We start from the raw sequence: 20,802 nt of genomic DNA, 5'->3' as shown, positions 1-20,802 counted from the left end.
AACTATACTTTTTCAATGTTTACAGCACATTTTTTATAATCTGGTTCTTTTGATATCGGGCAGAATGAATCTAATGTGATATCATTGATCAGCATATTTTCGTCAAAGAAAGGCACAAAAACCTGCATAGGTGCCGGAACCCCTCTTTCATTTACAGATGCGGGCAGCACAATTTCCCCACGCCTGGTTGTTAATTTCACTTTATCTCCGGTTCTTATCTGTAAACGCTTAGCATCACCCGGATTAAGCTCAACATAAGCGTGTGGTACTGCTTTATGTAATACAGGAATCCTTCTGGTCATTGAACCTGTATGCCAATGTTCTACAACCCTTCCGGTATTTAACCAATATGGATAATCGGCATCTGGCTCTTCTGCTGCCGGTTCGTAAGGTCGTTGCCAGATCACAGCTTTTCCATCAGGTTTACCATAAAAATGAAACGCCTCGCCATTAGTACAAGCCGGATCATATTTGGCATTAAAACGCCATTTTGTTGATTTTCCATCTACGTAAGGCCACATAGCTCCGGGTTGTGATTTTAACACCTCTAACGGAGCCATATTATGCTTTTTGTTATCGTGATGCTTACGATATTCTGTGTAAATCTCTTCAATATGGCTTTCTTCCTTGTAATAAAATTGTTTTTCAAAGCCCATACGTTTAGCCACTTCTACCAATTGCCAGGTATCACTCATGGCCTCTCCCGGCGGTTCAACCATTTGCTCAAAATATTGGGTACGTCGTTCAGAATTTCCAAACAATCCTTCACGTTCTACCCACATGGCTGATGGTAAAATAACATCTGCTATATCTGTAGTTGGTGTTGGGTAAATATCAGATACTACTATAAAGCGGTCTTCTTTTTTAGCAGCATCCCTATAACGCTTTAACTTTGGCATGGTTACCATAGGATTGGTTACCTGAATCCACATAAAACGAATATCTCCCCTGTCTAATGCTCTAAACATTTCAACAGTGTGGTAGGTAGGTTTAGGTGAAATGTTTTCGGCAGGGACATCCCAGATTTTTGCAGCAAACTCACGGTGCTCTTTATTCATGACTACACCATGCGGCAATTTATGTGTTAAAGTCCCCACTTCTCTTACCGTACCACAAGCACTTGGTTGCCCGGTCAATGAGAACGGACTATTACCTGGGGTAGAAATTTTACCGGTAAGTAAATGTATATTATAAACCAAATTATTTATCCAGGTGCCACGCGAATGCTGATTCATTCCCATACACCATAACGACATCACTTTTTTATTAGGGTCTCCATAATAAGCAGCCATGTACTTGATATCTTTGGCTGATACTCCTGATATTTTTTCAACTTTTTCCGGCGTGTAATCTTCTAAAAATGTTTTGTAGGCTTCAAAGTCAATTTTTTCAGGTTTGTCTGTAAAACTGTACTTGTCTTCCAGTCCGTACCCCATATTGGTCAGCCCTTTATTAAAATTGCAATGCTTCTCAACAAATGACTTGTTAACCCAGCCATTTTTAATGATTTCATAACAGATAGCGTTAGCTACAGCTAAATCGGTTTGCGGTAAAAACAATATGGACTTATCAGCAGCCATACTTGTTCTGGTGGTTCTGGTTGCAAAATCTATAATCTTAACACCTCTTTTTAAACGCTGGTCTAAAAGTCTTGAAAATAGTACCGGGTGCATTTCTGCCATATTATTACCCCAAAGTACAAATACATCAGCATGATCAATATCCTCATAGCAGCCCATGGGTTCATCTATCCCAAATGAGGTTAAAAAACCTGTAACCGCACTTGCCATACACAAACGGGCATTAGCCTCTACATTATTGGTTCCTATACACCCCTTAAATAATTTTGAAGCCGCATAACCATCAGGGATGGTCCATTGACCAGAACCATAAATGGACACCGCATCTTTTCCATGGTCTTTAATGGTTTCCTGCATCTTGGAAGCCACTAAATCTAAAGCCTCTTCCATAGAAGTTTCCACATACCTTCCATTTTTCTTAACCAGCGGTTTTGTTAAACGATCTTTGCCATATAAAGCCATTACAGAATGATAGCCTTTCACACAACAAAGCCCTTTGTTTACAGGCGACTTTGGATCTCCTTTAACCGCTACAGCTTTTCCTTTATCAATACCAACTAGAACGCCACAACCTACACCACAAAATCTACATGGTGCCTTTTTCCAATCTAAATTTCCGCCTTTAGGCAGGTTCTTTTCTTGCTCATCAGCAAATAATATGCCTGGAAACATAGAGGCTGCAGCTGTCATTGCTGACATTATTGCCATTTTCTTTATAAAACTACGTCTGTTTGTTAACGAGGTGTACATACTTAATTACTTTTTAGGTGTATCAAATCCAGAAACCATTGCAAGTAATTTCAAACTTTCAATAGCCTCTATTTGTTCTTTTAAATTTTCGTCTTCTGATTTATTGTCGGTATCTGTTACCACGATGAGCAAATCTTTGTTTTCAGCGGGAATTACATCACAATTATTAAGCTTAGATATAGCCTTTACAAGTTCTGCTTTTTTTCCATCATGAGGATGCGCTAAATAGCTTTTTATAGGCATGATTGTTTTCTATTTATCTCTTACAATTTAAAACAAAAATATCTCAATTGAAAGCAAAAAAACTGACAAATGTCATGTTTTGATTAATTGCATATCTATTTAAAATTAATCTAAATAATTATAAAAAGATTTCATCAGAATCTCTTTATCATTACAAGATTTCGTTATATTTGACAAGACATAACGAAAAGCAACTATGATTTCTATTTCAGAAGCTATTTCAATAGTTAAAAATAACGGAAAACCACTTTTAAAGGAAACCATCAAAGCCGTTGAAAAGGCTAATGGTTATGTGCTATTTAAAAATGTTTATGCACCAATAAACATGCCCCCATTCAGACAATCTGCTATGGATGGCTATGCTATAAATCTTCATGACCATTTATCTTACAATTTAATTGGTGAAGTGAAAGCCGGTGATAACCACCAACCTATTTTAAAAGCAGGTGATGCCATAAGAATTTTTACAGGTGCTCCTGTTCCAGATTCGGCAAACGCTGTTATGATGCAAGAGCAAGTAAAACTACATGAAAATAGTATTACTTTGGAACATAGTATTCCATTAGAACATAATATTCGTCCCTTGGGTGAACAGGTTAAAGCCGGAGACATCGCGCTCAAGAAAGACACCAAATTAACACCTGCTGCTATAGGGTACTTAACGTCTTTGGGGATCACTGAGGTATCCGTTTATAAAAAACCTAACATAGCCCTTGTTACTACAGGAAATGAATTGATAGAAGGCGGACAGGATTTAGGCTATGGAAAAATATATGAAAGCAACTCTAAAATGTTATTGAGTGCTCTTTATAGCTTAAAGTTTTATGATGTGACCATTCATAAAGTTGCTGATGATTATAATAAAACTGTCAAAAAACTAGATTCTGTTATCAGCACAAATGACTTGGTACTAATCACCGGAGGGATTTCAGTTGGAGATTATGATTTTGTTGGCAAGGCGCTTAAGGCATTAAACGTTGAAGAATTGTTTTATAAGGTCAAGCAAAAACCAGGGAAGCCTTTATTTTTTGGGCAGAAAAATCATACCAAAATTTTTGCCTTACCGGGAAATCCGGCTGCAGCATTATCCTGTTTTTATGTTTATGTTTTCATCGCATTACAAAAAATGATGGGTAGAAGCGCTGAAGAATTACCTCGAACACAAGCACTATCCCTATCAAATTTTGAAAAAAAAGGGGGCCGGCCTCAATTTTTAAAAGGTATTTACAGTGATGGAAAAGTTGAAATTCTTGACGGCCAAAACTCTTCAATGCTACAGACTTTTGCGCTTTCAAACGCTTTGGTTTATGCTCCTGAAGAGGTTTCTAAAATAAAGACAAACAATTTAATAGAAGTGATTTTACTTCCAAATTAAAAAGAAAATGAGTTACAAAATCAAAAGCAGAATATGGATCGAGTCAAAGAACAACGTACTTCTTGGTGAAGGACGTGTACATTTACTCAAAGCCATACAAGAAACCGGGTCTTTATCTAAAGCCGCAAAGTCTTTAAATATATCTTATAAAAAAGCATGGCAACTTTTAGATTCTGTAAACAAATCTGCTAAAAAACCAGTGACCATAAATAGCATAGGTGGCAAAGGCGGGGGTGGTGCTGAATTGACAGAATACGGACAGTCCTTAGTTATCGCTTTTGATGAAATCAATAAAAACTGCTGGGCATTTTTAGATAAACAATTGGAAAAGATTAACATGCTGTAAAGCTCTCAAAATGGCTAAAGTGGCTAAAGTGGCTAAAGTGGCTAAAGTGGCTAAAGTGGCTAAAGTGGCTAAAGTGGCTAAAGTGGCTAAAGTGTGAAGTACTTAAAGAAATAATATGAACAATAAAGATTTTGCTAAAAAACTAGAATATAGAACACAGCAATTTGGAATATCAATTATTAAACTATCTACTCTTTTACCAAATACGATAGAAGGGAAAGTAATTAGGAATCAAATCACAAAATCCGGCACAAGCATAGGTGCTAATTATCGTGAAGCAAATCGGTCTCGTAGTAAAAGAGATTTCAAAAACAAAATTAAGATATCTGAAAGTGAAGCGAGTGAAACAGAATATTGGTTAGGAATAATTAAACATTTAGAATGGATGGAAAATAGTAAACTGGAACCTGTTCTTAGTGAAACAAAAGAGCTTTTAGCCCTTTTTACATCAATAGCAAACAAACTCTAGCTAACTTTAAACTTTAAATATTTTAGACATTTTTAAAATATCATGTTACAAAACGAAAACATATATCTTTTTCTAACTATTCTACCCTTAGTATCATTTTTGTATTCCAGTGTAGGACACGGAGGAGCCAGTGGTTATTTAGCCTTAATGGCTTTATTTTCTTTTGCTCCTGAAAGCATGAAACCCACTGCCCTGCTCCTTAATTTATTTGTTGCCGGTATTTCATTTTATTATTACTACAAAGAAGGTTTTTTTAACAAGAAACTATTTTTGTCTTTTGCAATAGCCTCAATTCCTCTGGCTTTTTTGGGAGGCACCATAGACGTTGATGCTTCACTATACAAAAAAATATTAGCCGTCTTACTCATATTTGCAATCCTAAAAATGTTAAACGTTTTTGGAAAAGAAAATGGCAGTATAAAGGACGTTAAACTTTGGCAGGGACTAGTTGTTGGAGGAATTATAGGTTTCTTTTCCGGTTTGATTGGCATTGGAGGAGGCATCATATTAAGCCCGATAATTTTACTGCTGCACTGGGGAAAAATGAAAGAAGCCGCTGCGGTTTCGGCTTTATTTATTTGGGTGAACTCTGCTGCTGGATTAATAGGCCAGTTAAGTAGCGGTGTAACCATAGAAAAAGAATCTTTTTTACTAGTAGCTATCGCTCTTATTGGAGGTGTTTTAGGAGGTTACTATGGAAGCAAAAAAATTAATAATAAGCGTTTACGTTACATTTTAGCCTTTGTTTTAGTTATAGCTTGTGCTAAATTATTTTTTACATAAATGTTAGATAAAAACAACATAACAGGCATTATTTTAGCTGGAGGAAAAAGTTCAAGAATGGGCTCTGATAAAGGGCTAATAGAACTTCATGGAAAACCATTTATTCAATATAGTATAGAGGCTTTAAAACCGTGGGTTACTGATATTATAATTGTTTCGGATAGCCCTGATTATGATAAATTTGGTTACAAAAGAGTTACAGATATCATCAAAGAGTCCGGGCCTGTCGCTGGAATCTGCTCCGGCTTGGAAGCTTCTAAAACTAATTATAACTTAGTACTAAGTTGTGATATTCCGCTGATAAATTCAGGAATATTAGAAAAGCTGGTTTCCCAAATTGATAATGAGACAACCATTATTCAAGTGGAAAGCAACGGAAAATCAATGCCCTTAATTGCTTTTTACCAAAAAGCATGTGTACCAAAATTCAAAGCACTATTGGAGCAAGGTGAAAGGCGTTTACGTATAGCCATAAAATCCTGTAAATTTAAAAATATAGTCTTAGATGACAACGACCATATCACTACCATGAATGTGAATACAAAGGAAGAATTAAAATTAATAGAAAATGCTTGTAACAATTAAATACTTAGGTCAAATAGCTGAAGTGACCCAAAAGGAAACGGAAAACCTGGAAGTCACAGATCAAGTGATTTCAGAGCTTATAGATCGGTTGCATTCTAAATATGAATTATTAAAAACTAAAGATTTTCAAATAGCCCAAAATCAAGAGTTAGTGCCTTTAGACACCAAAATAACCGGTGATGAAATTGCTTTATTGCCACCTTTTGCCGGAGGATGATTTTAAAGTATTGAACTGTTGATTTGTTTATGTGTGAAGAGATAAATAATTAAACCGTTTAACAATTAACCGATTCAACAATAATGAATAGATACAACAGACATATCATATTATCTGAAATTGGACAAAAGGGCCAAGACAAAATATCTAATGCTAAAGTATTGGTTATTGGTGCCGGTGGTCTGGGTTGCCCTGTTTTACAGTACCTGACCGCAGCAGGAATTGGCACTATTGGTATCATAGATTTTGATGTTGTAGAGTTATCTAATTTGCAACGCCAGGTCCTTTTTGGAAAATCCGCTTTGGGGAAAAATAAAGCTATTGCCGCTAAAGCTCGCTTGGAAGATTTAAATGATACTATTTCCATAATGGCTTACCCAGAGCCCCTAACCTATAAAAACGCTCTGAATTTGTTTGAGAGCTATGATATTATTGTTGATGGCTCAGATAATTTTGAAACACGCTATTTAGTTAACGATACCTGTATCCTTACCAACAAACCACTGGTCTTTGGAGCCATTTACAAATTTGAAGGCCAGGTCTCTGTGTTTAATTTTAACAACGGACCAAGTTACCGTTGCCTGTTTCCTTCACCGCCTAAAAAAGATGCTGTTCCCAATTGTTCGGAAATTGGCGTTGTTGGTGTGCTCCCTGGAATTATTGGCAGTATGCAAGCTAATGAAGTCCTGAAAATCATTCTGGGTATCGGTAATACACTCTCAGGGCAATTACTTTGCTATAATGCTTTAACGGCTCAAACATCTACTTTGAAAGTCAATAGAAATAACACTATCATTAAAACAGTTTTAAAAGAGCGAGATCATTTTCAGAACAAATCAATCAATATTAATATGACATGTGCTGTCAAAAACACAGAAGTCTCCATTCAAGATATTATTTCTGAACAAAATGCTCAATTTATTGATGTAAGGGAAGACCATGAGTACCCCAAAGTTGAGCATCTTGATATCACTTACATGCCCTTGAGTCAATTAGAAAAGAATATCAACAAACTTGATAACGATAAAAAGAAAATCTTTTTTTGCCAGTCAGGAATGCGAAGTAAGAAAGCTATAAGCCTTCTGAAAAAACATAATACCAAAAACTGCTTTAGTTTAAAAGAAGGCGCACAAGAATTAGTTAACACACTAGACCAATCAAGGTTTTAAAAACCTGGCTGGTCTGAAAAAACAAAAAAAATGAAAGACAATAAACCAAAAAATGTATTTAAGGAAGGGCCAATATCCTCAGAATTTATAGGACACTCCATTTATAAACACCAGACTAAAACAAGCATTGGAGCCCATAATATTTTTTTAGGGCAAGTAAGAGCAGATATAATTGACGGAAAACCGGTTTCGGCTATTGAGTATACTGCTTATGAAGATATGGCAAATCAAAAATTTCATGACATCAGAGAATCTGCCTTCGAAAGATTTGAACTGACCTGTATGCATATTTATCACAGTCTGGGAACTGTAAAGGCCGGAGAAATATGCTTATTTGTTTTTGTATCATCCCCACGACGAAAAGTGGTTTTTGAAGCTTTAGAATATATTGTTGAAGCTATAAAGGCAGAGGTCCCTGTATTTGGAAAAGAGATTTTTGAAGATCAATCGCATCAATGGAAGGTTAATTCTTAGGTTGCTTATTTGGAAAACTGTTTAATCGTTTAATTGTAATTTAAACATGTCATATACATTTTCATTTGAAAAACTGAATGTTTGGATAGACTCCAAAGAATTAATAAAACTGATCTACATGGTCACAAAGGAATTCCCAAGTGAAGAAAAATTTGGGTTAACAAATCAAATGAGAAGAGCTTCTGTATCTGTTGCCTCAAATATAGCTGAAGGTACATCTAGAATTACAAACAAGGATAAAGCGCATTTTAGTACAATGCTTTTAGCTCTCTAATGGAAGTTTTAAATCAACTCATTATTTCAAAAGAGTTAGGTTTTATTATTGAAAAAGATTATCAAAAAATAAGGTCAGAAATAGAAAAAACATTTAATAGATTAAAATGCTTTACGGAAAGCACAATTAAACAAATAAAGATTAAACAAATCAACACATAATGGTAGACATCACACATAAAAGCACAACATTACGAACAGCAGTGGCACAAGCTATAGTAAAAGTTAGTAAGCCGGAAACAATTACGGCCATAGAAAACAATACGGTTCCAAAAGGCAATGTGTTTGCTATGAGTAAAGCTGCAGGATTGTTAGGTGTAAAACGTACACCGGATATTTTACCGGATTGTCACCCCTTACCTATTGAGTTCACCGGAGTGGAATATAAAATTAACGATTTAGAAATTACCGTTGTATTCACTGTAAAAACTATTTACAAAACAGGCGTTGAAGTTGAAGCTATGCATGGCGCCAGTGTAGTGGCGTTGAATATGTACGACATGTTAAAACCTATTGATAAGGGCATCGAAATTCATGCCATTAAGCTGTTAACTAAAAAAGGTGGTAAATCTGATTTTAGAGATCGTTTCAGAAAAGATCTAAGAGCTGCTGTTGTAGTCTGTAGTGATACTATTTCTGCAGGTCACAAGGAAGACAAAGCAGGAAAGGCCATTATAAAAAAGCTAGAAGATTGTGAGGTTAAGGTTTCGGAATATGTTATTATTCCTGATGAAATAGATAGCATTCAGCAAAAAGCAAAGACTTATCAGGAACAAGGCTTAGATATGGTCATTTATACCGGTGGTACCGGATTATCTGGAAGAGATGTAACACCGGAAGCTTTAACTCCTATTTTAGACCGAAGAATACCAGGCATAGAAGAGGCTATTAGAACCTATGGCCAGGAACGCACCCCTTTTTCCATGCTTTCAAGAAGCGTAGCCGGAACCATTGAAGACACTTTAGTTTTAGCATTACCGGGTTCTACAAATGGAGCAAAAGAATCTATGGATGCCATTTTTCCGGCCATACTTCATAGCTTTAGGATATTAAAAGGCGCCAGGCATGATTAATGAGTTGTTAGTTGAAAAAATAAGACATGATAAATAAATCAAAAATATTAAGGGATCAACATGGCAGAGATCATGCTTATTTACGTATTTCATTGATTGAACGGTGTAACTTACGCTGCACCTACTGTATGCCTGAAGAAGGTGTAAAGCTATCTCCAAAAAGCCACTTGATGACCTATGAAGAGATTTATGACATAGCAAAAACCTTTGTAGATCATGGTGTGACTAAAATCAGATTAACAGGTGGTGAGCCACTCATTAGAAAAGATATCCCTATCATTTTAGAAAAATTAGCAACACTTCCGGTTGAATTATCTATTACCTCAAATGCTGTCATTATAGATAGATTTGTAGACATATTTAAAGCTAATGGCATCAACAAGATTAATGTGAGTTTAGACTCTTTAAATGAAAATAAATTTAAGCATATTACCAGAAGGCATGAGTTTAAAAGCGTCTATAATAACATTTTAATGCTTGTCAAAGAAGGATTTACAGTTAAGGTTAATGCTGTCTTAATTAAAGGTTTTAACGATAACGAAATTATTGACTTTATCAATTTTACTAAGGATTTACCCATTTCTATTCGCTTTATAGAGTTTATGCCTTTTGATGGCAATAAATGGGACATGAGTAAAATGGTTTCCTATGCAGAAGTTATGGAATACGTTAACAAAGCATTTTCTAAAAATAGTATTGAACGCTTACAGGATGCTCCCAATGACACCGCAAAGAACTATAAAATAAAAGGTTATAAAGGATCTTTTGCAATAATTAGCTCAGTAACCAATCCGTTTTGTGATTCCTGTAACCGACTACGTTTAACAGCTAACGGGCAGTTAAAAAATTGTTTGTTCTCAGCTACTGAATCAGACTTACTTACAACACTCCGGTCTGGCAAATCTATTGTTCCTATTATTCAAAAAGCAGTTCAGGCTAAATTTAAAGTCCGAGGAGGTATGAACACCATCAAAAAACTACAAGAACCTAAACTGCATTCTAAAAACAGAAGCATGACTACCATTGGAGGGTAAGCCCATACAAATTACATTAAACCAAAGCAAACAAGTAAAAAATGCGACGTATTAGGGCTTAGTAATTTCTTAACAAAAGAGATTTAAATTTTCAATCAAGTGAAAAGATGTTTTATTTTTGACCACATGAATGATAATTTTGAAAATGAGTTCTTCGGTATTGGAATTCAAAATGGAAAAACCCCTGAAAACCTGGGTGTACTCTGGCGCTCTGCTCAAAATTTAGGGGCCAGTTTTATTTTCACCATAGGTAATCGTTATGCCAAACAAGCCTGCGATACACACAATGCTGTTAAATCAATGCCTTATTTTCATTATGAGACTTTTGAGGAATTCTTTAAAAATTTACCCAAAGGCGCAAGACTCGTAGGTGTTGAACTCACTGATAAAGCTGAAAACTTAGAAACATTCCATCATCCAAGGCGCTGCGTGTACCTATTGGGTGCTGAAGATCATGGTTTGTCTAAAAAAGCTATTGAAAAAAGTCACTTTTTAGTAAAATTCAAATCGCAATTAAGCTTAAATGTCTCAGTAGCAGGGAGCATAGTAATGTATGACCGTGGCGTTAATAAACCACGGTCTTAAAATATTCCTTAAATCTTACCTATAGCTTTAAGACAGTTAATTTGCGCACACATTGCACGATAAATTATTAAAATAAGGCACACAGGTTCTTGTATACCAATGATAGCTTACCTATACTACTATTAGCCACTTTATTTTTCTTTCTATACTCCCACATAATCTGCCCTAATTGCATTATGATCTTTATAGAATCTTTCATTGATAATTTAGACCCGTCTGCATGTATCCATCGTTTTAAAGGTTGTTCACAACATATTCACTGTTCGTTTAATCCCATTTTAGTATAGTTGAATAACGCATAAGTGTCGACGAATGGTTTTGAGCTTACATTTTAGTAAATTTGTTATATGACACTTGATGTTTATAAATATTTTCAAAATAGCCCAAAATATAACAAGCTTATAGGGAATGATTATATGTTTGTTGAATATAAATGTCCCCTTGATGTTGAAAAATTTAAGCTTTGGACCCATACGCCTTTAATAACCTATGTTATTAGCGGCAAAAAAGACTGGACCTCTATTCATAAAACCTATCCTCTTAATTCAGGTGATGCTTTGTTCATCAGAAAAGGTATTTATAATACCAAACAATATTATGAAGAAGATTACTGCACCATCTTGTTTTTTATGACAGAAGATTTTATTAGAAAATTTATTAAAGACAATGCACATATTATTCCTCAAAAGAATACAAAACATAGTAATAATCAAATTTTCCCAATTCATGTAACTGATACATTAAACGCATTATTTTTAAGCCTATTTAATTACTTCAATATGGGCAGTGAGATTCCTAAAGAATTGGTAGAGATTAAGTTTAATGAATTACTTTTTAATATAGCATTAAGCCCTGCCAATAACGATTTGATATCCTTTTTTCAATCTCTTAACCAAATTGAGAAAGCCAATATTTATGATGTTATGATGAAAAATTTTCATTGTGATTTACAATTGGAAGCCTATGCTCAGTTATGCGGACGAAGTTTGTCTACCTTTAAAAGAGACTTTAAGGAACACTTCAAAGAAACTCCTGGTAAATGGTTAACAAACAAACGCCTTGAATATGCAAAAACCTTACTCCAGGAATCTGATTTAACCGTCAATGAGGTTTGCTATGAAAGTGGTTTTAAGAACACTTCACATTTCAATAATAGCTTTAAACAAAAATACAATTACCCTCCCAATCAATTTAGAAAGCTTCATTTAACTCAATAACTATCATTTTTAGAACATTTTTTGTGGTTGGACTTTTAAACAAACTTTTTGACCCTTTAAAAAAATCCTTAAGCTTAGTTTAAGCATACTTTTGGCATATCATTAAAAATCAATATGTCATGAAAAATGTAATTTTAACTCTAGTAAGTGTATTTATTATAAATACAATACATGCACAACACAATGATCTGGCCTATTTAAATACTAATACATTTAAATATTATAGTTCACCAACACACCTTAAAAAAGAAACTAAATTTTCAGGTGCTTACTATAAAGCAGTAGTAAACACTAACTCATCAGAAATTGTAAGTAAACTGGAGAGACAAATTCTTGAATACAATTTAAAAAACAAATCCATTTATGATAATTCTGAAGCTGCATCCTACCTGGTTAGGTTTAAAAGCACAAATGCAAAAGCTCTGGTAAATTACAACAATAATGGGGAAATTCTTTCTTCAAAAGAGGTTTATAAAAATATTAAAATCCCAGATCAAATCAGAAATTCAATCGCACAGTCATTTCCTAATTGGTCCACTGAAAAAAGTGTCTTTAAGATAAATTATACCAATAATAAAACGCTTAAAAAACTATATATAATTGTAATTAAAAAAGGGCAATCCACTAAGACTTTAAAGTATAATGGCATCACGTTTAAACAAATGGGTTAGAATAAAAAAGGCGCTCTGAATAACACTTTTCAGAGTGTCTTTATATTCATTACTTAACCAAGACTTTTTTATCAAAACTGCTTTTTGGTGCTTCACAAAGTGAACACTCATAGGTTTCCGGTAAACTGTCAAATGGTGTATGGGGGGCTATATCTTGAGTAATATCTCCATAAATCTCATTATAGACCGTTAAACATTCTGCACATTGATAAACTTCTTCTTCAATACATTCTTTTACTATAACTTTAACGTCTTCTTCTCTTTCTGTTCCTAATTGCTCAAAATACAATTGACTCAATTCCATCAATAAGCCCGGTAGCTCTACTTTATCAACATCTTGTACATGCATGATATATTCGCGAGTATTAGGATCGAAATTTTTTGCATAAAGTAGATTGTAAGTATCTCTAACTTTAAAATCCCCTTTTAACTCCGGTTGCTTGTTCTTCTCTATAACTATTGAAGTAAAATTATAGGTATCACTTTCATAGCTGGTAATTCCGAATGTTAGCCCGTAAGTACTGATATCATTTTGGTCAAAATTTGTAACCAAATATTTTTTAAGGCTTAAAGCTTCTTTATCATTTACAGGTAAATGCCAGTTCATTTCCAGCATGGAATGACGCACATTGATACCAAACTTACCAAGGAATTTTTCCCATTGCAATTTAGACTTTAGTGGAATCCCCTTAACAATAAAGGATTTCCATGGTGTGATAGAGATTTTACCAATTTTATTTTCCGAACATAAATCACACATGGCCTTTAAAAAAGGAATATCATACCTATTATTTCTCCAATATAACCCCAACCAATACCTATCGGTTCCAATTCTATTCATTCCCTCATAGTATGGAAAAGGATAAAACGGTACTTCTAAAGGCTTATCAACGGTCCTGTTATTAGTATCTATAGCATCGCTTACCAATTCAAAAACCATTTCTATGGTTTCCGGTTCTTCTATCAAAATATTTTCGATAGCCAGTTCTATTTTATCCATGTCCCAACTATAAATGAGTGCCGGATACATCTTTGTTTTTTCCCAACCTGGAAGTCTTATATACAAATACCAATAATCTTCATGTTCTGAAGCAATAAAATTCACATTACCTGTATATAGCGGAACCAAACGCTGTTTAGGGTCAATAACATTTATACGTAGCATAGGGTTATGCTTAAATTGCTCTAAAACATATAAATACTTGTCGCTGGTAAGCCATGAGGTACTGGGTAAGATCTCGGCAGACACATAAGATGATGCTATGTTTTCAATACCATCCCTTTTAGGTTTTACAAACTTAATTTTATCAAATTCATTACACTTACTTTCATCAATCTGCTCCGGAAAAATAATGTCCTGCCTGGATCCAAAAGAGATTGCATTTAACCCCAAACCTTCTGCTGCTTCGCAAATATATTTCAATTCTCCCGGTGATAAAACTCCCCCGTTAATTCTCAATCTATATGGCTCTTTCATCTGTTCATTTTTATTTTATTTGGGCCAGATGTGACCTTTGATATTTAAATATGCTGGTTTCATGACACTAATACTTCTGAATTATGAAGTATTTCCCTAACCTCTGTTTTACAACTTCCGCACCCTAAGCCTGCTCCTGTTTTATTACATAGTTCGGTAAAATCCGTACAACCTTTGGTTATAGCTTCTTCAAGATTACCCGCTCCTACCTGACTACATGAACACACCAATTTACCCAAAACTGGTGCATCATTTGAAGCCCCTCTAAGCAAAGTATTGCGTTTATCAGCCATTTCTATTTTGCTTTCAATCATGGTTTTAAATTCGGCAAATTCATTTTTATCACCCATTAAAACTGCCCCAACCAGTAAATCATCTTTAACAATACATTTTTTATAATAGCGCTTTTTAATATCTGTAAAAATAATTTCCTCGTAACTGTCATCGTTATCAGGGACACTGATATCCCCAATACTACACAAATTCAAATCATTGAATTTCAATATATTCATCAATACCGAGCCATTGTATGCACAGCTAATATCACCTGCTATAAAATTGGCTAATATATTAGCTTGTTCTTCTGCTGCCGAGGTAATTCCAAATAACTGATTATTGAATTCGGCAATCTCACCAATGGCAAAAATATCCGGGTGTGAAGATTGTAAATGCTGGTTTACTTTAACCCCTCTGCTACAGGCTATACCATTAGCTTTGGCTATTTCTATATTTGGAATGGTTCCTATAGCATAAACAATAGCATTTGCAGTGATAAATTTTCCACTCTTAAGGGTAATGTTTAACTCGCCGGTATCTTCATCATCAAACACGGTGCTTACCTCATTATCAAAATATATTTGGATACCACGTTCCTGAACATCTAATGCCAATAACTTGCTGGATATTTTATCCAGCTGACGTTCCATTAAACGAGAGGCCCGTTGAATTATAGTAATTTTAGCATTTTTATACTTCATTGCAGCTGCCAGCTCTAAACCTAATAAACCACCACCAACTATAACCACATGTTGTTCTTCAGGCGGAAGCCCGGTAGCATCAAGATAGGCCTTAAATCTATCTGCATCTAACTTATTCCGCATTGTAAACCGTCCTGGTAGATCTATTTGAACATCTTTGGGAATGAACGCACGACTTCCGGTGGCTAATATCAGTTTATCAAAATAGTGTTCCTCTTCATTACTGCCTGTTACTGTTCTACCTTCTTTATTTATTTTTGAAATCTGTGTTTCCGGGTGCAGATGAATATTAAGTTTATTAAGCTCTATTTTCTTTATTTTAAGCAGTTGCTCCCAGGTTAATTCTTCAGTAACATATTCCGGTAATAAAACCCTGTTATAAAAGAGGTTGGGTTCTTTTGAAAATACGTGTATTTCATCATCTTCATTATATTCTCTATAGTTTTGTACAAACCTGAATGCTGCAGCTCCGGCACCAACAATGATGATTTTTTCAACCGGTTTCTTATATTTTGAAACTGACACCCTGGTAAATTTAAAATCAGGTTCTTTTGAAGTGGGGTCAAGATGCGTATTGGTTAAATTGTTTACCCTATTTAAATTACTCTGAAGCTGTTTACCCCAATGCATAGGTAAAAACACAACGCCTTTTTTAATAGCTTCAGAAACACTGGCACGAACCCTTACTACACCATTTTCACTTGTAATCTCCGCTATATCTCCGTCTTTGATTTTGCTTAAATAGGCATCTACAGGATTGATTTCTAATACCGGAGTTGGATAATGCGTTTTTAACCGGGATACTTTACCGGTTTTTGTCATGGTATGCCATTGGTCACGTACACGACCGGTTGTTAAAATAAGTGGGAAATCGGCATTTGGTTTAACAGAAGTGTTTTCAATAGTAGTTGGCACATTAAATTGTGCTTTTTGAGATGGTGTATAGAATTTCTTATCTTCAAAAAGCCTGGGTGTTCCCTGATGTCTGTATTCTGGTACCGGCCACTGGAAGGTTCCTTCGCTTTTTAATCTGTCGTAATTTAAGAAAGAGACATCAATATTAGTTCCTTTGGTCATTGAGGCATACTCATCATAAACCTCACCGGTATTGTTATAATTAAATCCTCTAAAGCCCATACGCTGTGCAAAATCACAGAAGATCTCTACATCTGGCCTGGCTTCTCCAGGAGCATCTATTTCTTTAGGTAAATATGAGATACGCCTTTCAGAATTGGTCATGGTACCTTCTTTCTCCAACCATCCGGCTGCCGGTAATACTAAATCTGCATAAGCTACCGTATCTGATCTGTGTGAAATATCCTGAACCACAACAAATTTTGCATTTTTCATGGCCTTCTCCACTCTATTTAGATTTGGCAAACTCACCAAGGGGTTTGTACAGGCTATCCAAACGGCCTTTAGTTTACCACTCTCTAGCGCATCAAACATTTCAGTAGCTGTTAAACCCGGTTTGGGGTTAATCTTATCCACTCCCCAAAACTGTGCGACTTCCCTGCGGTGCTCTTCATTCATCAAATCTTTATGAACTGCCAACAGATTAGCCATTCCTCCTACTTCTCGTCCTCCCATAGCATTGGGCTGCCCTGTTAAAGAAAAAGGTCCCGACCCGGGTTTTCCTACCTGGCCAGTAATTAAAGATAAGTTTAAAAGTGATACATTTTTATCTGTTCCAACAACACTTTGGTTGAGTCCCATAGCCCACATACTTATAAACCCTTTTGAAAGCCCTATAATTTTTGCTGCTTTTTTGATGTCATCAACAGAAACGCCACAGAGCTTGGAAGCTTGTTTTAACGATGTTGAAAATATTAAATCTTTATATGCTTTAAAACCTTGAGTGTGTTTTGTAATGAAATCTTCATCTATCAATCCACTATGATACAAGTACCTTCCTATGGCATTGTACAAGACAACATCTGTTCCCGGTATAAGCTGTAAATGTAAATCTGCAAAGTTTGCCGTGTCTGTTTTTCTGGGATCTACAACAATGATCTTAACATCAGGGTTATCTTCTTTATGTTTCTCTAAGCGTCTGAATAATATAGGGTGGCACCATGCCGGATTTGCTCCTGTAATAAGAAACGCATCCGCCAATTCAATATCAGCATATGAAACAGGTACACTGTCTTCTCCAAAAGTTTTTTTATAGCCAACCACAGCAGAACTCATACATAATCGTGAGTTTGTATCTATATTATTGGTTCCTATAAACCCTTTGGTAAGCTTATTAGCAATATAATATTCTTCTGTTAAACTTTGGCCTGACACATAAAATCCAACACTATCCGGACCATGCTTTTTTATAATGGATTTGAAAACGCTGGCTGCTCTATCCAGAGCATCGTCCCAGCTTACGCGTTCACGAGGATGTGATCTGCTCCATCGCATTTCGGGATACATAATTCTATCAGAAGTATCATTGACCACATAATGTAAATTCATGCCTTTTGAGCATAGCATACCCTTGTTAACCGGGTGGTCTTTATCGCCTTCAACAAAAACCTTATTGTTATTATCTTTTTTAACAATAATTCCGCAGCCTACACCACAATATGAACACGTTGTTTTAACTTCATTTTTAATCATTCAGACCAAACATTTTATACTAAATAACACCATTTAATTTCAGAAAACAAATACTTACTTTATTATTCTGAATACCGTAAAAAAGGCGCTTTATATTTTAAATTTGACAAAAATCGGTATCGCAAATAATCAACTTTATCACTCGGGTTTTATTTAAATTCACAGTTTTTAAAAAATGTGATTTTATGCCCCTTTAAAAAGTTTTATTCAAGATCAGCTTTTTACCTTAACCGGAATCAGATCATCTGTATTAATATTGGAATCTCCTTTAGCCACTTTTTCATCTTCAGTAGAGAAGCGAATCGCTAAAGAAATTATAGCAGTTACAACCACAATAGCTCCAATTATAAAATAACCGCTTGATACTGCGGTAGCCGATGCTGCTGATTGCGCTGCTTTAATAACTTCTTCTCCCTGTCCTTGATTAGCAATAATGGCTGCCTTTTCAGCTACAGCCGATTGAGATTTCAACAGCATAGCTGCTAAAAATGCACCAACATTACCACCAGCTCCAACTATACCCGAAACCGATCCAATGGCTTTTTTATTAATAAACGGCACCACAGAAAAGGTTGCTCCTTCTGCCATTTGAACCGATAAACTAAATAATATTAAAAATGAAATACCAACAAAAATGCTTGTTGCAGTAGAAAAAGTCATTAACATGATACCTTGAATAACCAATATGGCTGATAAGAACAATACACGTCCTCTTAATCCTTTAAGTTTACCAAATTTATCTCCGAAGAAGCCTCCAAGTGTTCTTGCAAAAATATTCATTAAAGCAAAAGACAATACAATATTTCCGGCAGTTGCACGCTCTAATTGAAAGGTGTTTTGAAGATAATCATCCATAGTACCATAAACTGTTAACTCTATTCCAAAACACGCTGCATATACTAAGAATAAAATCCAGGTTCTGTAATCTTTTAATACCGTGGCAAATCCCACCTGATCCTTTTTCTTTTCAATTTCAATACCAGATGCTCTTAAATCCTTAAAATTTCCCTGTGGTGTATCTTGGGTGAAAAAGAAATAAACCAGCCCCATTAAGAAACAAACCACACCTGCAATAACCATAGAATATCTCCAGGCCTCACCTTCTGCTACACCAAAGCCAATTACAGTAGCTGCAATAATTGGCATTCCCAAACGATTTGCTCCTCCTCCAAGATTTCCCCATCCGGCAGACGTAGCATTGGCAGTACCAACAATATTAGGAGCAAACATTAAAGAAGTGTGTACCTGGGTTATCACAAATGATGCACCTATAAATCCAATAAATAATCTACAGATTAAAAATTGTAATGGCGTCTGTACCAATCCACATAAAATTACCGGAACAGCGCCTAACATTAGTAACCAGGTATAACATATCCTTGGCCCGTATTTGTCACATAATTTACCAATAAGCAAACGGGCAAAAACCGTCCCTGAAACAGCTAAAATAATAGAATTCCATTTTTGATCCGGTGTTAAGCCCAGGTCCCTGACTACATCCGGCATAAATGGTACAATACCAAACCATGAGAAAAAACACATGAAAAAAGATATAGCCGTAATCCAAAAGGTACGTATAGAAACGTTCTTAAAATTTAATAAGTTTAATGTTGTAGACTTCGTTTGCGCTGTAGTATTCATAATTAAGTACTTTTATACGTACAAAACTACGTATTTATACTTAATTTAAATATTAAAAATTACGTAATTAAAAAGAATTATGAGGTTGATAATTTAGAAAAGGAGATTTTGAGGATTTTGTAAAATGAAGTACAAAATTTGTGAGATTTTAATGATTATATTTATACGACACCATTAATAAGAATCTAAATTGAACAAAATAGCAATACTATATCAAGCTAAGCGCGCTCCTAAAAAAGGCGGTATACAAAAACCATTAAAACTAGGAGGGTATTCAGACAGCGGTGCAGATATTGCCAATGCTTTAGTAAAACACGATGTTTTGTTAGTTACTCCGGTTGCTCACCCCAAAGCAGAAAATGATCTGGACTGGGTATTTCCAGATACAACTCTAGGTATTCAAAGCGCTTTGGAAAAAGGAGCACGAATCTTTTGGTTAAATACCGTGCTATATAGAAATCATCCTATTACTGGTTTTTTTAGTCAGAACATTGAAATTATTGGTCAAACACCTGATATTGTTGATGTTTATGATGACAAATGGGTAACTAATCAATTACTTAAAAAAAATGGAATTCCTATTCCAAACGGACTCATACTCAATAAAAATAGTTTTGATCAAAACTTAAAGAAACTCAGGTTTCCATTAATCATCAAACCTATACGCGGAAGAGGAAGTCAAGGTGTTAGCCTGATTAAAGACCTTGCTGGATTAAAAGAAAAACTTGATGTTTTTTTCTCCATTGGCAAATATGGAAACCGTGTATACATTGAAGAATACTTAGACGGAGAAGAATTAACAATTACCGTTATGCCTCCTGGGAAGTATAACATACAACATAAAGAAAAAGTATTTAATACGCCATGGTGTTTACCAGCTATCAAACGTTTCAACCATAAAGATGGTATTGCCCCTTATAGCGGTATTGTAGCTATTATAGAAAACAGTAAGCTATTAGACAGTGATCGACAGCATACCCCAGAAATACAGGAACTTTATCACTATTGTGCAACATCTGCGACACTATTAAATATAAAAGCTCCTATTAGAATAGATTGCAGGGCCCATAAAAATGGAGGTTTCTATTTATTTGATCTAAACCTAAAACCTAATATGACCGGACCTTCTCGTTCCCATAGACTAAATCAAGACAGTTTGAGTTCTTTAGCTGCAAGAGGATTGGGGTGGAATTATTTTGATTTTTTGAAGAACATAATAAATCAAAGATGGGCGCCAGATTTTTAAACTAAATACC

19 protein-coding genes and 2 pseudogenes are annotated in these 20,802 nt (G+C 35.1%); 15 read left to right on the top strand and 6 right to left on the bottom strand.

Annotated elements, in window-relative coordinates; all coding sequences use genetic code 11:
* Nucleotides 1–2: 2 nt before the first annotated feature.
* Both VOI54_RS12230 and VOI54_RS12225 read right to left on the bottom strand, forming a co-directional pair.
* The gene (locus tag VOI54_RS12230) at nt 3–2,330 is read right to left on the bottom strand and encodes a molybdopterin-dependent oxidoreductase (protein WP_326283075.1); all 2,328 of its coding nucleotides are present in this window, start codon (nt 2,328–2,330) and stop codon (nt 3–5) included.
* Between the two features lie 6 nt (nt 2,331–2,336).
* Nucleotides 2,337–2,573 carry a hypothetical protein gene (locus VOI54_RS12225; RefSeq protein ID WP_326283074.1) on the bottom strand — a complete coding sequence of 79 codons (237 nt, stop codon included), beginning with the start codon at nt 2,571–2,573 and terminating at the stop codon, nt 2,337–2,339.
* A 196-nt stretch (nt 2,574–2,769) separates the two neighbouring features.
* Between VOI54_RS12225 and VOI54_RS12220 the strand changes: the two genes are divergently transcribed.
* The 12 genes and pseudogenes from VOI54_RS12220 (at nt 2,770) to VOI54_RS12165 (ending at nt 10,956) form a co-directional block, all read left to right on the top strand.
* Nucleotides 2,770–3,948 (top strand): molybdopterin molybdotransferase MoeA, encoded by a 1,179-nt coding sequence (locus VOI54_RS12220; RefSeq protein WP_326283073.1) that lies wholly within the window; start codon nt 2,770–2,772, stop codon nt 3,946–3,948.
* Nucleotides 3,949–3,955: 7 nt separating this feature from the next.
* A complete protein-coding gene (locus VOI54_RS12215; protein WP_326283072.1) occupies nt 3,956–4,294 on the top strand; it encodes a winged helix-turn-helix domain-containing protein in 339 nt (112 codons plus the stop codon).
* A gap of 115 nt (nt 4,295–4,409) precedes the next feature.
* Complete coding sequence (locus VOI54_RS12210; RefSeq protein WP_326283071.1) at nt 4,410–4,763, top strand: four helix bundle protein; 354 nt, start codon at nt 4,410–4,412, stop codon at nt 4,761–4,763.
* A 42-nt stretch (nt 4,764–4,805) separates the two neighbouring features.
* Nucleotides 4,806–5,546 carry a sulfite exporter TauE/SafE family protein gene (locus VOI54_RS12205; protein ID WP_326283070.1) on the top strand — a complete coding sequence of 247 codons (741 nt, stop codon included), beginning with the start codon at nt 4,806–4,808 and terminating at the stop codon, nt 5,544–5,546.
* Nucleotides 5,547–6,131: a molybdenum cofactor guanylyltransferase gene (gene mobA, locus VOI54_RS12200; RefSeq protein ID WP_326283069.1), complete on the top strand. Its 585-nt coding sequence runs from the start codon at nt 5,547–5,549 to the stop codon at nt 6,129–6,131.
* The gene (locus VOI54_RS12195) at nt 6,115–6,348 is read left to right on the top strand and encodes a MoaD/ThiS family protein (RefSeq protein ID WP_326283068.1); all 234 of its coding nucleotides are present in this window, start codon (nt 6,115–6,117) and stop codon (nt 6,346–6,348) included. Before mobA ends, VOI54_RS12195 begins: the two co-directional genes overlap by 17 nt.
* Nucleotides 6,349–6,431: 83 nt before the next feature.
* Entirely contained in the window at nt 6,432–7,517 is a 1,086-nt protein-coding gene (gene moeB / locus VOI54_RS12190; protein ID WP_326283067.1) for a molybdopterin-synthase adenylyltransferase MoeB, read from the top strand.
* Between the two features lie 30 nt (nt 7,518–7,547).
* Complete coding sequence (locus VOI54_RS12185; protein WP_326283066.1) at nt 7,548–7,991, top strand: molybdenum cofactor biosynthesis protein MoaE; 444 nt, start codon at nt 7,548–7,550, stop codon at nt 7,989–7,991.
* A 46-nt stretch (nt 7,992–8,037) separates the two neighbouring features.
* Nucleotides 8,038–8,426, top strand: a pseudogene (locus VOI54_RS12180) (four helix bundle protein).
* A complete protein-coding gene (moaCB, locus tag VOI54_RS12175) occupies nt 8,426–9,337 on the top strand; it encodes a bifunctional molybdenum cofactor biosynthesis protein MoaC/MoaB (protein WP_326283065.1) in 912 nt (303 codons plus the stop codon). Before VOI54_RS12180 ends, moaCB begins: the two are co-directional and overlap by 1 nt.
* 26 nt (nt 9,338–9,363) lie before the next feature.
* Nucleotides 9,364–10,371: a GTP 3',8-cyclase MoaA gene (moaA, locus tag VOI54_RS12170; protein WP_326283064.1), complete on the top strand. Its 1,008-nt coding sequence runs from the start codon at nt 9,364–9,366 to the stop codon at nt 10,369–10,371.
* 126 nt (nt 10,372–10,497) lie between these two features.
* Nucleotides 10,498–10,956, top strand: coding sequence for an RNA methyltransferase (locus VOI54_RS12165; protein ID WP_326283160.1), 459 nt, complete (start codon nt 10,498–10,500; stop codon nt 10,954–10,956).
* Between the two features lie 67 nt (nt 10,957–11,023).
* Here VOI54_RS12165 and VOI54_RS12160 read toward each other — a convergent pair.
* Nucleotides 11,024–11,206: pseudogene (locus tag VOI54_RS12160) on the bottom strand (hypothetical protein); the annotation flags it as partial.
* Between the two features lie 97 nt (nt 11,207–11,303).
* Between VOI54_RS12160 and VOI54_RS12155 the strand changes: the two are divergent.
* Together VOI54_RS12155 and VOI54_RS12150 are read left to right on the top strand one after the other, a co-directional pair.
* Nucleotides 11,304–12,173, top strand: coding sequence for a helix-turn-helix domain-containing protein (locus VOI54_RS12155; protein ID WP_326283063.1), 870 nt, complete (start codon nt 11,304–11,306; stop codon nt 12,171–12,173).
* Between the two features lie 119 nt (nt 12,174–12,292).
* Nucleotides 12,293–12,844, top strand: a complete 552-nt coding sequence (locus VOI54_RS12150) for a hypothetical protein (RefSeq protein ID WP_326283062.1) — start codon at nt 12,293–12,295, stop codon at nt 12,842–12,844.
* A gap of 49 nt (nt 12,845–12,893) precedes the next feature.
* Here VOI54_RS12150 and VOI54_RS12145 read toward each other — a convergent pair whose 3' ends face one another.
* The 3 genes from VOI54_RS12145 to VOI54_RS12135 form a co-directional block, all read right to left on the bottom strand.
* The gene (locus tag VOI54_RS12145) at nt 12,894–14,321 is read right to left on the bottom strand and encodes a rubredoxin (RefSeq protein WP_326283061.1); all 1,428 of its coding nucleotides are present in this window, start codon (nt 14,319–14,321) and stop codon (nt 12,894–12,896) included.
* A 59-nt stretch (nt 14,322–14,380) separates the two neighbouring features.
* The gene (locus VOI54_RS12140; protein WP_326283060.1) at nt 14,381–17,905 is read right to left on the bottom strand and encodes a molybdopterin-dependent oxidoreductase; all 3,525 of its coding nucleotides are present in this window, start codon (nt 17,903–17,905) and stop codon (nt 14,381–14,383) included.
* Nucleotides 17,906–18,118: 213 nt separating this feature from the next.
* Nucleotides 18,119–19,546 (bottom strand): MFS transporter, encoded by a 1,428-nt coding sequence (locus VOI54_RS12135; protein WP_326283059.1) that lies wholly within the window; start codon nt 19,544–19,546, stop codon nt 18,119–18,121.
* A 190-nt stretch (nt 19,547–19,736) separates the two neighbouring features.
* Here VOI54_RS12135 and VOI54_RS12130 point away from each other — a divergent pair, with 190 nt between their 5' ends.
* Nucleotides 19,737–20,792 (top strand): ATP-grasp domain-containing protein, encoded by a 1,056-nt coding sequence (locus tag VOI54_RS12130; protein WP_326283058.1) that lies wholly within the window; start codon nt 19,737–19,739, stop codon nt 20,790–20,792.
* The last annotated feature ends 10 nt before the right edge of the window (nt 20,793–20,802 follow it).

This window comes from Alterotamlana spongicola (assembly GCF_035818475.1).
GTDB lineage: Bacteria > Bacteroidota > Bacteroidia > Flavobacteriales > Flavobacteriaceae > Cognatitamlana.
The sequence above is the reverse complement of the archived record's forward strand: the minus strand, read 5'-3'. Positions and strand labels throughout refer to the sequence as shown.

Bases quoted from the DNA above. Each gene is read 5' to 3' on its own strand.
- VOI54_RS12145 (WP_326283061.1), bottom strand. From the start codon at position 14,321: ATGAAAGAGCCATATAGATTGAGAATTAACGGGGGAGTTTTATCACCG.
- moaA (WP_326283064.1), top strand. From the start codon at position 9,364: ATGATAAATAAATCAAAAATATTAAGGGATCAACATGGCAGAGATCAT.
- mobA (WP_326283069.1), top strand. From the start codon at position 5,547: ATGTTAGATAAAAACAACATAACAGGCATTATTTTAGCTGGAGGAAAA.
- VOI54_RS12220 (WP_326283073.1), top strand. From the start codon at position 2,770: ATGATTTCTATTTCAGAAGCTATTTCAATAGTTAAAAATAACGGAAAA.
- VOI54_RS12230 (WP_326283075.1), bottom strand. From the start codon at position 2,330: ATGTACACCTCGTTAACAAACAGACGTAGTTTTATAAAGAAAATGGCA.
- VOI54_RS12195 (WP_326283068.1), top strand. From the start codon at position 6,115: ATGCTTGTAACAATTAAATACTTAGGTCAAATAGCTGAAGTGACCCAA.
- VOI54_RS12140 (WP_326283060.1), bottom strand. From the start codon at position 17,905: ATGATTAAAAATGAAGTTAAAACAACGTGTTCATATTGTGGTGTAGGC.
- VOI54_RS12215 (WP_326283072.1), top strand. From the start codon at position 3,956: ATGAGTTACAAAATCAAAAGCAGAATATGGATCGAGTCAAAGAACAAC.
- VOI54_RS12225 (WP_326283074.1), bottom strand. From the start codon at position 2,573: ATGCCTATAAAAAGCTATTTAGCGCATCCTCATGATGGAAAAAAAGCA.
- moaCB (WP_326283065.1), top strand. From the start codon at position 8,426: ATGGTAGACATCACACATAAAAGCACAACATTACGAACAGCAGTGGCA.
- VOI54_RS12210 (WP_326283071.1), top strand. From the start codon at position 4,410: ATGAACAATAAAGATTTTGCTAAAAAACTAGAATATAGAACACAGCAA.
- VOI54_RS12135 (WP_326283059.1), bottom strand. From the start codon at position 19,546: ATGAATACTACAGCGCAAACGAAGTCTACAACATTAAACTTATTAAAT.
- moeB (WP_326283067.1), top strand. From the start codon at position 6,432: ATGAATAGATACAACAGACATATCATATTATCTGAAATTGGACAAAAG.
- VOI54_RS12165 (WP_326283160.1), top strand. From the start codon at position 10,498: ATGAATGATAATTTTGAAAATGAGTTCTTCGGTATTGGAATTCAAAAT.
- VOI54_RS12205 (WP_326283070.1), top strand. From the start codon at position 4,806: ATGTTACAAAACGAAAACATATATCTTTTTCTAACTATTCTACCCTTA.
- VOI54_RS12155 (WP_326283063.1), top strand. From the start codon at position 11,304: ATGACACTTGATGTTTATAAATATTTTCAAAATAGCCCAAAATATAAC.
- VOI54_RS12185 (WP_326283066.1), top strand. From the start codon at position 7,548: ATGAAAGACAATAAACCAAAAAATGTATTTAAGGAAGGGCCAATATCC.
- VOI54_RS12150 (WP_326283062.1), top strand. From the start codon at position 12,293: ATGAAAAATGTAATTTTAACTCTAGTAAGTGTATTTATTATAAATACA.